Annotated in this window: 16 protein-coding genes; 7 read left to right on the forward strand and 9 right to left on the reverse strand. The window is 32.8% G+C overall.

Features of this window, described 5'->3' with window-relative positions; all coding sequences use genetic code 11:
* Positions 1 to 63: 63 nt before the first annotated feature.
* The 5 genes from bioA to Q4Q35_RS17230 all read right to left on the reverse strand — a co-directional run bounded on the left by bioA (position 64) and on the right by Q4Q35_RS17230 (position 3947).
* On the reverse strand, positions 64 to 1329 hold the full coding sequence (gene bioA, locus Q4Q35_RS17210; protein WP_303279282.1) for an adenosylmethionine--8-amino-7-oxononanoate transaminase: 1266 nt from the start codon (positions 1327 to 1329) through the stop codon (positions 64 to 66).
* A 42-nt stretch (positions 1330 to 1371) separates the two neighbouring features.
* Complete coding sequence (locus tag Q4Q35_RS17215) at positions 1372 to 1650, reverse strand: GIY-YIG nuclease family protein (protein WP_303279259.1); 279 nt, start codon at positions 1648 to 1650, stop codon at positions 1372 to 1374.
* 64 nt (positions 1651 to 1714) lie between these two features.
* Positions 1715 to 2323 (reverse strand): dethiobiotin synthase, encoded by a 609-nt coding sequence (gene bioD, locus Q4Q35_RS17220; protein ID WP_303279260.1) that lies wholly within the window; start codon positions 2321 to 2323, stop codon positions 1715 to 1717.
* On the reverse strand, positions 2320 to 2733 hold the full coding sequence (locus Q4Q35_RS17225) for a putative signal transducing protein (RefSeq protein ID WP_303279261.1): 414 nt from the start codon (positions 2731 to 2733) through the stop codon (positions 2320 to 2322). Before Q4Q35_RS17225 ends, bioD begins: the two co-directional genes overlap by 4 nt.
* Positions 2734 to 2774: 41 nt before the next feature.
* Entirely contained in the window at positions 2775 to 3947 is a 1173-nt protein-coding gene (locus Q4Q35_RS17230; protein ID WP_303279262.1) for an aminotransferase class I/II-fold pyridoxal phosphate-dependent enzyme, read from the reverse strand.
* Positions 3948 to 4056: 109 nt separating this feature from the next.
* Between Q4Q35_RS17230 and Q4Q35_RS17235 the strand changes: the two genes are divergently transcribed.
* The 4 genes from Q4Q35_RS17235 (at position 4057) to Q4Q35_RS17250 (ending at position 5771) form a co-directional block, all read left to right on the forward strand.
* Positions 4057 to 4536, forward strand: coding sequence for a DUF2975 domain-containing protein (locus tag Q4Q35_RS17235; RefSeq protein ID WP_303279263.1), 480 nt, complete (start codon positions 4057 to 4059; stop codon positions 4534 to 4536).
* A gap of 2 nt (positions 4537 to 4538) precedes the next feature.
* On the forward strand, positions 4539 to 5045 hold the full coding sequence (locus Q4Q35_RS17240; protein ID WP_303279264.1) for a DUF2975 domain-containing protein: 507 nt from the start codon (positions 4539 to 4541) through the stop codon (positions 5043 to 5045).
* 2 nt (positions 5046 to 5047) lie between these two features.
* Positions 5048 to 5254: a helix-turn-helix domain-containing protein gene (locus Q4Q35_RS17245; protein ID WP_303279265.1), complete on the forward strand. Its 207-nt coding sequence runs from the start codon at positions 5048 to 5050 to the stop codon at positions 5252 to 5254.
* Positions 5255 to 5321: 67 nt separating this feature from the next.
* Positions 5322 to 5771: a DUF3157 domain-containing protein gene (locus Q4Q35_RS17250; protein WP_303279266.1), complete on the forward strand. Its 450-nt coding sequence runs from the start codon at positions 5322 to 5324 to the stop codon at positions 5769 to 5771.
* Here the strand turns inward: Q4Q35_RS17250 and Q4Q35_RS17255 are convergent, their stop codons facing one another.
* Positions 5772 to 6320 (reverse strand): hypothetical protein, encoded by a 549-nt coding sequence (locus Q4Q35_RS17255; protein WP_303279267.1) that lies wholly within the window; start codon positions 6318 to 6320, stop codon positions 5772 to 5774.
* 82 nt (positions 6321 to 6402) lie between these two features.
* On the opposite strand from Q4Q35_RS17255, the gene Q4Q35_RS17260 reads away from it, so the two are divergent.
* The 3 genes from Q4Q35_RS17260 to Q4Q35_RS17270 are packed head-to-tail and all read left to right on the forward strand — an operon-like array spanning position 6403 to position 8658.
* A complete protein-coding gene (locus Q4Q35_RS17260; RefSeq protein WP_303279283.1) occupies positions 6403 to 7659 on the forward strand; it encodes a Y-family DNA polymerase in 1257 nt (418 codons plus the stop codon).
* Positions 7656 to 8096, forward strand: coding sequence for a LexA family protein (locus tag Q4Q35_RS17265; RefSeq protein ID WP_303279268.1), 441 nt, complete (start codon positions 7656 to 7658; stop codon positions 8094 to 8096). The genes Q4Q35_RS17260 and Q4Q35_RS17265 overlap by 4 nt, the downstream gene beginning before the upstream one ends.
* A gap of 7 nt (positions 8097 to 8103) precedes the next feature.
* Positions 8104 to 8658 carry a GNAT family N-acetyltransferase gene (locus tag Q4Q35_RS17270; RefSeq protein ID WP_303279269.1) on the forward strand — a complete coding sequence of 185 codons (555 nt, stop codon included), beginning with the start codon at positions 8104 to 8106 and terminating at the stop codon, positions 8656 to 8658.
* Between the two features lie 183 nt (positions 8659 to 8841).
* Here the strand turns inward: Q4Q35_RS17270 and Q4Q35_RS17275 are convergent, their stop codons facing one another.
* The 3 genes from Q4Q35_RS17275 to Q4Q35_RS17285 all read right to left on the reverse strand — a co-directional run bounded on the left by Q4Q35_RS17275 (position 8842) and on the right by Q4Q35_RS17285 (position 12407).
* Positions 8842 to 9120 carry a F0F1 ATP synthase subunit delta/epsilon gene (locus Q4Q35_RS17275; RefSeq protein WP_303279270.1) on the reverse strand — a complete coding sequence of 93 codons (279 nt, stop codon included), beginning with the start codon at positions 9118 to 9120 and terminating at the stop codon, positions 8842 to 8844.
* Positions 9121 to 9221: 101 nt separating this feature from the next.
* Entirely contained in the window at positions 9222 to 10730 is a 1509-nt protein-coding gene (gene atpD / locus Q4Q35_RS17280; RefSeq protein ID WP_303279271.1) for a F0F1 ATP synthase subunit beta, read from the reverse strand.
* 168 nt (positions 10731 to 10898) lie between these two features.
* Entirely contained in the window at positions 10899 to 12407 is a 1509-nt protein-coding gene (locus Q4Q35_RS17285; RefSeq protein WP_303279272.1) for an SGNH/GDSL hydrolase family protein, read from the reverse strand.
* Positions 12408 to 12412 lie beyond the last annotated feature (5 nt).

Genomic DNA, 12412 nt, shown 5'->3' on the forward strand with positions numbered 1-12412 from the left:
TTTTGGAATACATGAAATTGTAAAATAGCGCATTACTAATATTTTCGTGGTAAAGGACCATATTTATATAATTTCTAAAACATCTTCAATAACTCGATAAACTTTTTCTAATTGCTCTTTAGTAATTACATAAGGTGCCTGAATGTAAATTGTATTTCCTAAAGGGCGAAGAAAAACACCATGGTCTAAAAAGTGTTTAAAAAGTTTGTCCCGTAAATTGCCATAGCGTTTCATTTCTACGTTTAAATCCAAGGCAAAAATAATGCCGATTTGTCGTGTAGATTTTACTTTTGGATGGGCTTTTATATGTTCGTTAAACACTTTATGAGAAGCAATAATTGTTTTTATATTTTGTTGAATAGTACCCGATTGTAATAATTCTATACTCGCTAAAGCTGCTGTACAGGCCAATGGGTTTGCCGAATAGGTATGTCCATGAAATAGGCCTTTACGAATATCGTCACTATAAAAAGCTTCGTAAATATCTTCAGAACAGGTGGTAAGTCCCATAGGCACTAGCCCCCCTGTTAATGCTTTACTTAAGCATATAATATCTGGTTTTGTATCTATATAATCTGATGCAAAATATTTTCCCGTTTTACCAAAACCTGTCATAACTTCGTCGGCAACTGTAATAATATGATGGTTTTTACAAAACCTTAAAATAGCGTTTAAACCTTCAGAATCATACATTTTCATAGCTGCTGCGCCTTGCACTAAAGGTTCGTAAACGAGACCAGCCACTTTATTGGTTTTTACAATGGTATTTAAAGTGTTTAAAATAGCATCATTGTTTTTTCCATTTGGTGTTGGAATTCGTTTCACTTCCAGAAAGAAGTCTTCAAAGGGGCCATTGTAAACTGATAATCCAGATACACTCATAGATCCAAAAGTATCCCCATGAAACCCATCTTCGAAAGCAATTAAGACATTTCGTTTTTCGCCCTTATTAAAATGAAATTGCAACGCCATTTTTATACCAATTTCGACAGACGTGGAACCATTATCACTAAAGAAAATTTTATTCTGATTATCGGGTAGGATTTTAATAAGTGCTTCCGATAGTTTTATAGCAGGTTCGTGAGTAAAACCACTAAAAACAATTTGGTCTAATTGCTGCATTTGGGCTGCAACACGATTTGTAATATATTCGTTACAATGCCCATACATACATGTGTACCATGAAGCAATAGCATCTATATATTCGTTGCCATCTTCATCATGTAAAATACATCCTTTAGCCTTAGTAATTGCTATAGTTTCTGGGTGCAATTTATGTTGCGTTAAAGGATGCCAAAGGTGTTTTTTATCGCGTTCTTGTAATTTCATAGTTCCGTCGTCATGCTGAACTTGTTTCAGCATCGCATTAAGTTAATAATCTAGAGTCTTTAAAGTTGGATTCAATTCCTTGATCAAATTGAGTTTCCATTCTCTATGCCAATTTTTTAATTGTTTTTCTCTAGCAATCGCTTGTTCAATGTCTGAAAATTCTTCAAAATAGATCAAATCTTTTGTGTTGTATTTTTTAGTGAACTTTGAAGCAGTTTCATCATAATGTTCTTCTAATCGTTTTGATAGATCTGCCGTAACTCCAATATAAAATGTAGTTCTGTATTTATTCGTTAATATGTATACATAGCTTGATTTCATATTTATTATGTGACACTGAAATACTGAAACAAGTTCAGCACAAGCAAGTTCAGTGTGACGTTACTTACAACCTGTCTCTAAACAATTCAGCATATTCTTTTACAACATTCTTATCAAAATATGGCTCTTCATTTATACGTCCAATAACGGGAGCCTTTGTCATTTTTTTAATAATATCCTCTGTAGTTTTATGTTCATCTCCACTATAAATAAGAGAGACATCAAAGCCCTTATCTTTTAAAGTATTTATAGTTAATAGCGTATGATTGATGCTTCCTAAATAATGTCTGGAAACAACAATAACCTTATAATTTGGGTTAATAATATCTAAAACGGTTTGGGTATCATTTAAAGGGACTAATAAGCCACCAGCCCCTTCAATAACCAAATGATTTTTTGTTTTTGGCTCATTGATTTGTTTTATATCAATTGAAACACCATCAATAGCTGCCGCAGCGTGAGGGCTCATAGGAGTTTCTAAAGCATAGCTGTTTGGGTGGATTTTTGACTTGCTATTGGTAATAAGTTTTCCGACAGTATATTTGTCGTCATGTTCCAGTTCACCTGCCTGAACCGGTTTCCAATAGTCTGCTTGTAAAGCTTCGGTTACTATGGCAGAAGCTATGGTCTTACCTACATCGGTAGATATTCCTGTAATGAAATATGTCTTCATTTTAAATCGAATTCTGTTTTACAATCTTCACATTTATACTTGTGTTTAGTATAAAAAGGAAGTGAAGAGAATAAAAACCCAAAAATAAACCAGAATAATGATTTAACATCTTTTATTGTAGAAAATAATTCTATTTTTTCACTGTCACAATTTGGACAGTTAATGGTATTTCCTTCATCATTAATAGAATATTTCTCAATAGAATTAAGAATATGTTGTGCTTTTAATGCTTGACGTGATAGTACTTTTAGCTTTACACCACCAATAGCATTACTTACCAAAGGATCAGTATCTATAGTAACGTTATCTGATAAAAACACCTGAATACCTTCAGCTTCCAAGCGACCTTTAATAATTTGTGCCTCAGATGAATATTGAAATTTAGCTATGGTTTTAAATGTATCACTCATACTATAGTTTTCAAAAGTTTTTATGAGATGTTGAAACTAGTTCAACATGACTCCGTCACAAAAGTAGCAAGTAACTTTAATACGTTTGATATGTCTTCTTTTGAATTGAATGCATGTAAGCAAAAACGCAATCGTTCTTGTCCTTTTGGAACTGTGGGAGATAATATGGGTTTTATATTGAAGTCTTGTTCTTGAAACTTTTGGGCAATTTGTTTTACAGTATCATTCCCAGGAATAATACAACAATGTATAGCAGAATCACTTTCAATAAAATATGTTTGAAGCTTATTTTTAATAATCTCATTTTTAAAATGAGCAATATTTTTATAGAGTTGTTCTTTATTCTTGGTTAAAACCAATTCATGATAAGCAGCATGAATATTAGCTAATGCATGAGGGGGTAAAGCTGTAGTGTAAATAAAACTTCGAGAAAAATTGACTAAATATTGCTTTAAAGAGTCACTTCCTAAAATCGCAGCACCATGTGCTCCTATAGCTTTTCCAAAAGTAATAATTCGAGCAAAAACATCCTTTTCTAATTTTAAATGCTGGGCTAATCCTATACCGTTTTTCCCAAAAACGCCAACCGCATGTGCTTCGTCTATAATTAAAAAAGCATGGTGTTTTTTACATAATTGTACCATCTTTTTTAAGTCTGGTGAATCGCCATCCATTGAGAAAACGGATTCTGTGACTATAAAAATATTAATTTCGTGTAAGGCCTCTCGACTGCCTGGCCGTCCGGCAGGCGGGCGCTCGAGGAGACACTCTAAGTCCTGCAAATCATTATGTTTAAACTTATAAGCTTTTGCATTAGAAAGTTGTATACCATCACGAATAGATGCATGACTATATTCGTCATATAAAATAATATCTCCGCGTTGCGGAACAGTAGAGAAGAATCCTAAGTTTGCATCGTAACCAGAATTAAAGATTAAAGCAGAGTCACTGTTATGAAAATTAGATAGCAAGGCTTCTACAATGTTGAAAAGCGGATGGTTTCCTGAAAGAAGTCGAGAACCTGTTGCTCCATTATTGGTTATGTTATGTCCAATTAAAAACTCATGAGTATTATTAAAAATAGTTTCAGATTTTGAAAATCCGAGATAATCGTTGGATGAAAAATCTACTTGACTATTTGGAACCTCTAATTGCCGTAAGGCATTATTAGCTTTACGTTCTTCTAATTTTTTATATAGTTTTTTAGGAAACATAGGGTAAAGATACGAAGACCTGTTAGGTTCTTAAAATATCTTTTTTTGATAAAAAATTATTGTTTATCAATAATTTTTATATATTTGTTATCGTTAAACAATAATTAATATGATTAAGATTAAGGTATTATTAGGTTTCGCTATTTGCTATGTTGTATTTAATATAATTCATTTGTCTTCACAGGTAATTCATTTTAGATCTTGGAGAACGATTTATCAATCTATTTTAGATTCTGGAAATTCATTTTTTGGAAAATCAATTTGGTTAATTCAGAATATGATATCTTTTGTTACCCTTATTGGGATAATATATGTTTGTGTAGCGCTTTTTAAAATAATTAAAAGCGGATATTTTAACATACAAGCCTCTCGAAGTTTTAAAATAGGTGGCTTACTTTTGTGTTTTGTAGCAGCTTTAGATTTGATTAGGGCTATATTAGAAATTTCAGCTTCATATCAGACAGAGTTTCAAATAGGATACTTGATGGTTAATGGGTTGCTTTTTTTAATGGGTTTTGGGATATTAATTATTTCTAAAATAATTAAAAACGGAACTTTATTAAAGCAAGAAAGTGATTTAACAATATAATTATGATAATTAAACTTAATATATTTCAATTTATACTAGCCTTATTTGTTAATCTATATATTCTAGCATTGCTTTTTTATATGTTTATAACATTTACTGGGGGGCATACAATACCTAAAGAATTGTTTAGAAGTTCTTTTTTTGAAGATAATATAGAATTAGGGTTTTACATTTACTTTATAGTGACAATAATAATAGATACCCTTTTTGTTTATTCGCTTATCCAATTGCTAAGAGTTGTAGGTTATTTTAAAAAGAATCTACTCTTTACTTCAAAAATCATTAAGCTTTTAAAGACCGTAGGAAAACATTTTGTTCTTATTGCAATCGTTAGCTTTTCGACTTCTATATTTTATAATTATTCTTTTTCAGAAAATTTTATTGAAAGCATGCTTTTACCATTTTTTTATCATTTTATGGTTTTGATTATTGGTTTTGGTATTTTAGTTTTTGAAGAAATTCAAAGGAAGGCGTGTCAAATTAAAGAAGAAAACGACCTAACCATATAACCATGCCAATAATTGTAAATCTTGATATGATGTTGGCCAAGCGCAAAATGAAAAGTAAAGACTTGGCAGATATCATTGGTATAACTACTGCTAACCTTTCCATTTTAAAATCAGGTAAGGCAAAAGCAGTACGTTTTTCAACGTTGGAAGCCATTTGTAAAGCTTTAGATTGTCAACCTGCTGATATTTTGGAATATGTAGAAGGTTAAATGTTTCTTCTTTTCCTATTAAAGGTGTATTTTTGAAACAGTACAGAAACTATATTCTTAATCAATTATGAAACCATATCTTATTATTTTCTTGTTGTTTATCTCATGTGCTTGTTTTGCACAAGACAATTTTATATTAAATACAGATGATGGCAGGCGTATTTTACTAAAATCTGATTATTCTTGGGAGTATATAGATAAGAAAAGACCTTTAATAGACTCCACAGAAATAAGCCTTCAGAAATTAAAAGGAAATAATAGTTGTAATATATCGAAAGATTTTACGGAACCTAAATTAGACAGAAAAATTCAGGCACAATTAAAAAAAGGAAGAGCAACAATAAAGCATATAAAAAAGAAAGTTGCAAAAGATTATAACTGTGAAGTGTCAGAGGTTTTATTATTATCTGCAAAAGAAAAAAAAGCTAATGGCATGTATCATTTTTGTGCCAATGGAAAGAAAGTAACTTATAAACGTGTTGGGAATTCTATTATAGAGAATAATAAGTTTTTTTAGTTAATCTAAATATACCATTTTACCTGTTTCTTTAGAAGTCTTTTTATCAATCCATTTATAGTTATTTGGAACAGTTGCATCTAATATGTCAATTTGTAAAAGTTCTGAAAGCTCATAGCCAATTAAAAAGGCTGCTTTATAATCGTATTTTTCATAGAGTTCCCAATGTTTATTTCTATCATACCATAAATTAACTTCAAATATTTTATCTCCATCTTCGAGAGGCTGATGAAATATAGATACATATTCATAATTATTTATAGTTTTCCATTGTCCTAATTTGATAGGCCCTATTTCATAAGTTTGTCTAAATTTCGATTTTTTGATATCTATATAAACACTTTGATGAAAGGAAAATGCAATGCCAAACCCAATCAAATAAATAACACCCTTTATATCGTGCCCAATATTTATTAAATTGTCATCATTCCAATGGGCTGTATATAATGTATATGCTAAAAAACCTATTGCAGCTGTAAAAAATAAAGAGGCAACTATACGTTGCCATAGAGGGCGTTGTTTTTCAGATACAATCATGTGTTTATTCATAAACCAAATATAAGAAAAGACGTAATGTTTACTATGTATTATAGTATTTTAAAAAACATTGAAATCCTGTATCTTTACTATTATGTATGCCTTAGTAGATTGTAATAACTTTTATGCGTCTTGCGAACGTGTTTTTAATCCTAATTTACGCAGCAAACCCATTGCTATTTTAAGTAACAATGATGGCTGTGTTATCTCGCGGAGCGATGAAGCAAAAGCATTAAACCTTCCTATGGGGGCTCCTATTTTTAAATGGGAGGGTTTCTGTAAAGAGAATAATATCCATGTGTTATCTTCAAATTACCCATTATATGGGGATATGAGTAACCGGGTCATGACGATATTAGAACAATTTACTCCAGACGTAGAAGTGTATAGTATAGACGAAGCGTTTGTGCAATTTAAAGGTTTTAATGGGTATGATTTTAATGATTATGGAAATCAAATAAGACAACGTATTTTAAAATGGACCGGTATTCCTACCTGCGTGGGAATTGCACCAACCAAAGCTTTGAGTAAAGTTGCAAATAAAATAGCTCGTAAATTTCCAAATGAGACTAACGGGGTTTATGTAATAGATTCTGAAGAAAAAAGAATTAAAGCTTTAAAATGGATAAAATTAGAAGCTGTTTGGGGTATAGGTCGTGGATTGCAAAAACGATTGAAAGCAAAAGGATGTAAAACCGCATTGGATTTTGTTGAATTGCCGGACGCATGGGTACGCAAAAATTTTTCGATAACTGAATGGAAGCTAAAAAAAGATTTGGAAGGAATCTCTAAATTAGAATTAGATGAGTTTCAAACAAAAAGAGCGATTGCAACAACCAGAAGTTTTGAGTATACCTTCTCTGATATTGAGAATATTAAAGAACGAATTTCAACTTTTGCAACTAGTTGTGCCGAAAAGTTGCGTAAACAAGGTTCTAGTTGTCATATTATTTATGTTATGTTGAGAAGTGACAGACATAAAAAAGGTATGGAACAACATAGAGTAAGTAAGGCCGTAAATTTGCCGTATCCAACCAATTCATCTCTAATTATTAGTAATTGTGCTGTAGAAAGCGTAGTTTCAATTTTTAAAGAAGGTATAAAATATAAACGAGCTGGTGTTATTGTTATGGGATTGGTCCCAACAAATAACTATCAATTACATTTATTTGAAAGAGAAAACCCAAAGCATAAACCGTTAATGGGTACGATAGACAAATTAAATGCTAAATATGAAAATTATAAAATAAAGCTGGGAAATCAAGATTTAAAACGTACCTGGAAGATGCGCCAAGAACGATTATCCCCAAGGTATACAACGAATATTAATGACATTATTAAAGTAACATGATAGGACACAAATCACAGCACTTAACATTCTTTACTCCAAAAGTCACCAATGATTCAGGAGCCCCTTTTTTCGATACAGGAATTTCGGCAGGGTTTCCTTCGCCTGCAGACGATTTTAAAGAACAACGTTTGTCTTTAGATAAAGAGCTTATAAAAAATAAGGAAGCTACTTTTTTTGCTAGAGTAAGTGGCCAATCTATGATTGGAGCCGGGTTAGATGATAATGATTTATTGGTTATAGACAGAAGTTTAGAACCTACGCATAACAAAATAGCTGTTTGTTTTTTAGATGGTGAATTCACGGTAAAACGTTTAAAAGTAGATAAGGACGAGGTATGGTTACAGCCAGAAAACCCTAATTATCCGATAATTAAAATTACTAATGAGAATGACTTTATTATTTGGGGTATTGTAACCAGTGTGATTAAAAAAGTATAGGTTTATAATGTCACAAATTGTTTATAAACGTGCTGAAACAGATGAAGAATTACGTCAAATTTTAAACTTACAACATGCTAACATAAAGCTATCGTTAGCTAGTGAGGCTATGAAAACAGAAGGATTTGTTTCTGTAAAACATACGTTTGATGTTTTAAAACGTATGAATAGTGCGTGTCCACATATCATTGTTAAGCATGAAGAAAAAGTGATTGGTTATGCTCTATGTATGCTTAATGCTTTTAGAAATGATGTGCCTACACTTATACCTATGTTTGACTATATGGATGGCATCATTGCATCTAAAAATTTATCGGAGCTTCATTATTTAATTATGGGGCAGACTTGTATAGACAAAGCATATAGAAAACAAGGCATTTTTAAAAAGTTGTACCATTTCTTTAAAGATGAATTAAAATCGGATTTTGACGCTGTAGTTACAGAAGTTAATTCTAAAAATATTCGTTCTTTACAAGCGCATCTGGCCGTAGGGTTTAACACTTTAGATGTACATACAGAGGCTGGTGAAGATTGGGAGTTGATTATCTGGAAATGGATATAAAAAATAAGAGATGTGCTTCACACTTTTAATGTAGCCGTCCCACCCCTTTACTTTTATAAACTTGTCTTAAATACTTTACTGATACCCCCTTTAGGTAGGCTATATAGTTTATATGGAACAGAGCACAAAAAAAGCCCAAATACTTAAATTTGAGCTTTTAACTTTTGTTTAGTTTAAAATTTATTAATCTGCTAAGACTATAATTTTATTATCTTTCATTTCTATAGTTCCGGAATTTATTTTTAATAAAGTCGTGTCTTTTTCGCCTTTAGTAAATTTGTCCTGAACATCTTCATCTAATTCAATATTCCCTGAAATTTTCACAATACCTTCTTTTAATAAAGATACAATAGGAGCGTGATTATTTAACATTTCAAAGTCTCCATTAACTCCGGGAACAGCAATACTAGTTACTTCTCCACTAAATAAGGTTGCTTCAGGTGATACAATTTCTAAATACATACTAAAACTTGTTTTAGTACCCTGAACTTGTTTCAGGGTTTTTAAATTTTATTGAAAATTCAATTTTAAAGATGCTGAAATAAATTCAGCACTTGCTTCGGCTACGCCTCAGCAAGCATTTTATCTCCAGCTTCGATAGCTTCTTCGATAGTTCCTTTAAGGTTAAACGCGGCTTCTGGTAAGTGATCTAATTCACCATCCATAATCATGTTAAACCCTTTAATAGTTTCTTTAATATCAACTAATACACCTGGTATACCTGTAAACTGCTCTGCTACGTGGAAAGGTTGTGATAAGAAACGTTGTACACGTCTAGCTCTACCTACAGCCAATTTATCTTCTTCAGATAATTCTTCCATACCAAGAATAGCAATAATATCTTGTAATTCTTTATAACGTTGTAAAAGCTCTTTTACTCTCTGCGCACAGTTATAATGCTCATCTCCTAAGATGTCTGCTGTTAGAATTCTAGATGTAGAATCTAATGGGTCTACCGCAGGATAAATACCTAACTCTGCAATTTTACGAGATAATACCGTTGTTGCATCTAAGTGAGCAAAGGTTGTCGCAGGAGCAGGATCCGTTAAATCATCTGCAGGTACGTAAACCGCTTGTACAGATGTAATAGAACCTCTTTTAGTTGATGTAATACGCTCTTGCATCGCACCCATCTCTGTTGCTAATGTCGGTTGGTAACCTACTGCAGATGGCATACGACCAAGTAATGCAGATACCTCAGAACCAGCTTGTGTAAAACGGAAAATGTTATCTACGAAAAATAATACATCTTTTCCTTGTCCTTCTCCAGCACCATCACGGAAATACTCAGCAATCGTTAAACCAGATAAGGCAACACGTGCACGTGCTCCAGGAGGCTCATTCATTTGTCCGAATACGAAAGTAGCTTTAGATTCTTTCATTTTAGATTTATCTACTTTAGATAAATCCCAACCACCTTCTTCCATAGAGTGCATAAAATCATCACCGTAACGAATAATTCCAGATTCTAACATTTCTCTTAAAAGGTCATTCCCTTCACGAGTTCTTTCTCCAACACCTGCAAATACTGAAAGACCACCGTGTCCTTTTGCAATATTGTTAATCAACTCCTGAATCAATACTGTTTTACCTACACCAGCACCACCAAATAAACCAATTTTACCACCTTTTGCATAAGGCTCAATTAAATCGATTACTTTAATACCTGTAAATAAAACTTCAGTAGACGTTGATAAATCTTCAAATTTAGGCGCTTGTCTGTGAATTGGTAACCCAGCTTCATTAGCTTTAGGTAAATCTCCAAGACCATCAATAGCATCTCCAATTACATTAAATAAACGTCCGTAAACATCGTCACCAATCGGCATTTGTATAGGAGCACCTGTAGCAGTAACTTCAGTTCCTCTACTTAGACCATCAGAAGAATCCATAGCAATCGTACGAACTGTATCTTCACCAATGTGAGACTGTACTTCTAGTACTAATATAGAACCATCAGGTCTTTTAATTTCTAATGAATCGTAAATTTTTGGAAGTTCAGAACCAGCACCGAATTCAACATCGATTACCGGACCTACTATTTGTGCAACTTTACCTGTAACTTTAGACATTACTTATGTGTTTAATATTATGCGATTTAATTGTATGAAAACACTCTTAGTTTTCGCGTGCAAAGATATATTTTTTAATTTAAAAATAAAGTTGTTTTTCAAGCTTTTTTATAATGAAAAAAGCACCTCCAATTTGAAGGTGCTTTATAACTAAATTATAATGGTTTCTTATTGTAATGTTGGCGAATAATTTGTTGGATAATCATTTGCTCTAACAATATTTCCAGATGCAATAAAGTTTGAACCGAATGCAGCATCAATAGCCTCTAAAAATTTATTAGCCATGAGAGCATAGCCTCTTGCTGTTAGATGTATACCATCCAGTCCGATGGCTCCACCTGTAACCAAATCTGCATTAAGATTAAAACCATCAAAATTGATACCTGTGTTAGCAGTTTCACTAAGAATAGCATTGAGATCTACCAGTGCAATATCATCATTGGTGTTTGCTATAGCTTCTATAGCTGCATTATAGGCGTCTATTGCTTCTTTAATGTTTTCTTGTTCTTCTGGAGTTAATACCCACTTGTCTGCTAATGGAACAGCGACGCCATTAACAGTCTGTGCGTTTCCAGGAATGGCCTCTGTTCCTATAAATGCTGATGCAGGTAATACAAATAAATCTTCAGCAGTTGCTTGTCTCATACTTACCAAATCTTCATTTATTCCTGTTAAGTCTGTTAAGCTTTCATCCATAATTACAACAGCATTATTTGCAGAAGCTTCAAAGGTTATTGTTCTTTTTGCAATTTCAATATCCGCTAATTCTTGAGTTAAAGGTGTATTTGCAACTAGAAAAGCAAATGCTCCTTGGATACCAGAATTATAAGCGCCGTAAGCCGCGGCACTGTTTAAAAACGTCGCTGTTGTTGCATCTAAAGGAATAGGATTATGAGGTACTGTAGTAAAATGTGGTAAATCCGTAATAAACGGTACATTAGTTACAACACCTTTAGCTCCTCCAGAAGTTAACCCAGTAATAAGTGCATTAAGTGCATCATTAAAAGTGGCGCTATCTGTAATTAGATTAGAACCATCTCCACCAGATGTTGCATAACCTAATACATCATTCCCTCCAATTTCAGATAAAGTAAAAAATGTAGGGTTCTGTGCTATGGCATCGGCCAAAACAGTTGCTGTTGGATCAGATGCTATACGCTCATAGTATGGATTTAATCCAGCATAACCAGGTGCTACAAGATGCCAACTTTTTGCACCGGGAATACCAAAGTTATTAAAATCACTACCAACACTTATGCCAGCTTCAGTTGTAATAGGAGGAACTGATGCTCCCAAACTTGTTAAAAAAGCATCTAACGATTGAGGTCCGGGAATGTCGCTATTAAAAACGAACCTATAACCTCGTACTACGTTACCACCAACTAAAATACCTCCTGTATTGTCACTCATTAAAGGTTGTGTAAAAGTACCACCCCCTACTTTTGCAAATTCTTTTGATAAAATGTTAGGGAATGAATTTTCCTGTGAGGCTTTAAATAAACCACCATCTGTAAAACCAGCTGTAAATGAAGCACCTACAGCTACGTAATTTGAAAAATCTGCAGAACCAGCTGTTAATTCTGGTAAAATGACTTCTTCTGGTAATATGTTATCGTCTTCGTCGCAAGCAAAAAATCCTAAAGCAAGGACAAAAAGGTATATATATCTATATTTCATAATGA

It is taken from the genome of Flavivirga aquimarina (assembly GCF_030540835.1).
Lineage (GTDB): Bacteria > Bacteroidota > Bacteroidia > Flavobacteriales > Flavobacteriaceae > Flavivirga > Flavivirga aquimarina.

Excerpts from the sequence above, each read along its gene's own strand:
- bioA (WP_303279282.1), bottom strand. The coding sequence starts at position 1,329 with ATGAAATTACAAGAACGCGATAAAAAACACCTTTGGCATCCTTTAACG.
- Q4Q35_RS17215 (WP_303279259.1), bottom strand. The coding sequence starts at position 1,650 with ATGAAATCAAGCTATGTATACATATTAACGAATAAATACAGAACTACA.
- bioD (WP_303279260.1), bottom strand. The coding sequence starts at position 2,323 with ATGAAGACATATTTCATTACAGGAATATCTACCGATGTAGGTAAGACC.
- Q4Q35_RS17225 (WP_303279261.1), bottom strand. The coding sequence starts at position 2,733 with ATGAGTGATACATTTAAAACCATAGCTAAATTTCAATATTCATCTGAG.
- Q4Q35_RS17230 (WP_303279262.1), bottom strand. The coding sequence starts at position 3,947 with ATGTTTCCTAAAAAACTATATAAAAAATTAGAAGAACGTAAAGCTAAT.
- Q4Q35_RS17235 (WP_303279263.1), top strand. The coding sequence starts at position 4,057 with ATGATTAAGATTAAGGTATTATTAGGTTTCGCTATTTGCTATGTTGTA.
- Q4Q35_RS17240 (WP_303279264.1), top strand. The coding sequence starts at position 4,539 with ATGATAATTAAACTTAATATATTTCAATTTATACTAGCCTTATTTGTT.
- Q4Q35_RS17245 (WP_303279265.1), top strand. The coding sequence starts at position 5,048 with ATGCCAATAATTGTAAATCTTGATATGATGTTGGCCAAGCGCAAAATG.
- Q4Q35_RS17250 (WP_303279266.1), top strand. The coding sequence starts at position 5,322 with ATGAAACCATATCTTATTATTTTCTTGTTGTTTATCTCATGTGCTTGT.
- Q4Q35_RS17255 (WP_303279267.1), bottom strand. The coding sequence starts at position 6,320 with ATGAATAAACACATGATTGTATCTGAAAAACAACGCCCTCTATGGCAA.
- Q4Q35_RS17260 (WP_303279283.1), top strand. The coding sequence starts at position 6,403 with ATGTATGCCTTAGTAGATTGTAATAACTTTTATGCGTCTTGCGAACGT.
- Q4Q35_RS17265 (WP_303279268.1), top strand. The coding sequence starts at position 7,656 with ATGATAGGACACAAATCACAGCACTTAACATTCTTTACTCCAAAAGTC.
- Q4Q35_RS17270 (WP_303279269.1), top strand. The coding sequence starts at position 8,104 with ATGTCACAAATTGTTTATAAACGTGCTGAAACAGATGAAGAATTACGT.
- Q4Q35_RS17275 (WP_303279270.1), bottom strand. The coding sequence starts at position 9,120 with ATGTATTTAGAAATTGTATCACCTGAAGCAACCTTATTTAGTGGAGAA.
- atpD (WP_303279271.1), bottom strand. The coding sequence starts at position 10,730 with ATGTCTAAAGTTACAGGTAAAGTTGCACAAATAGTAGGTCCGGTAATC.
- Q4Q35_RS17285 (WP_303279272.1), bottom strand. The coding sequence starts at position 12,407 with ATGAAATATAGATATATATACCTTTTTGTCCTTGCTTTAGGATTTTTT.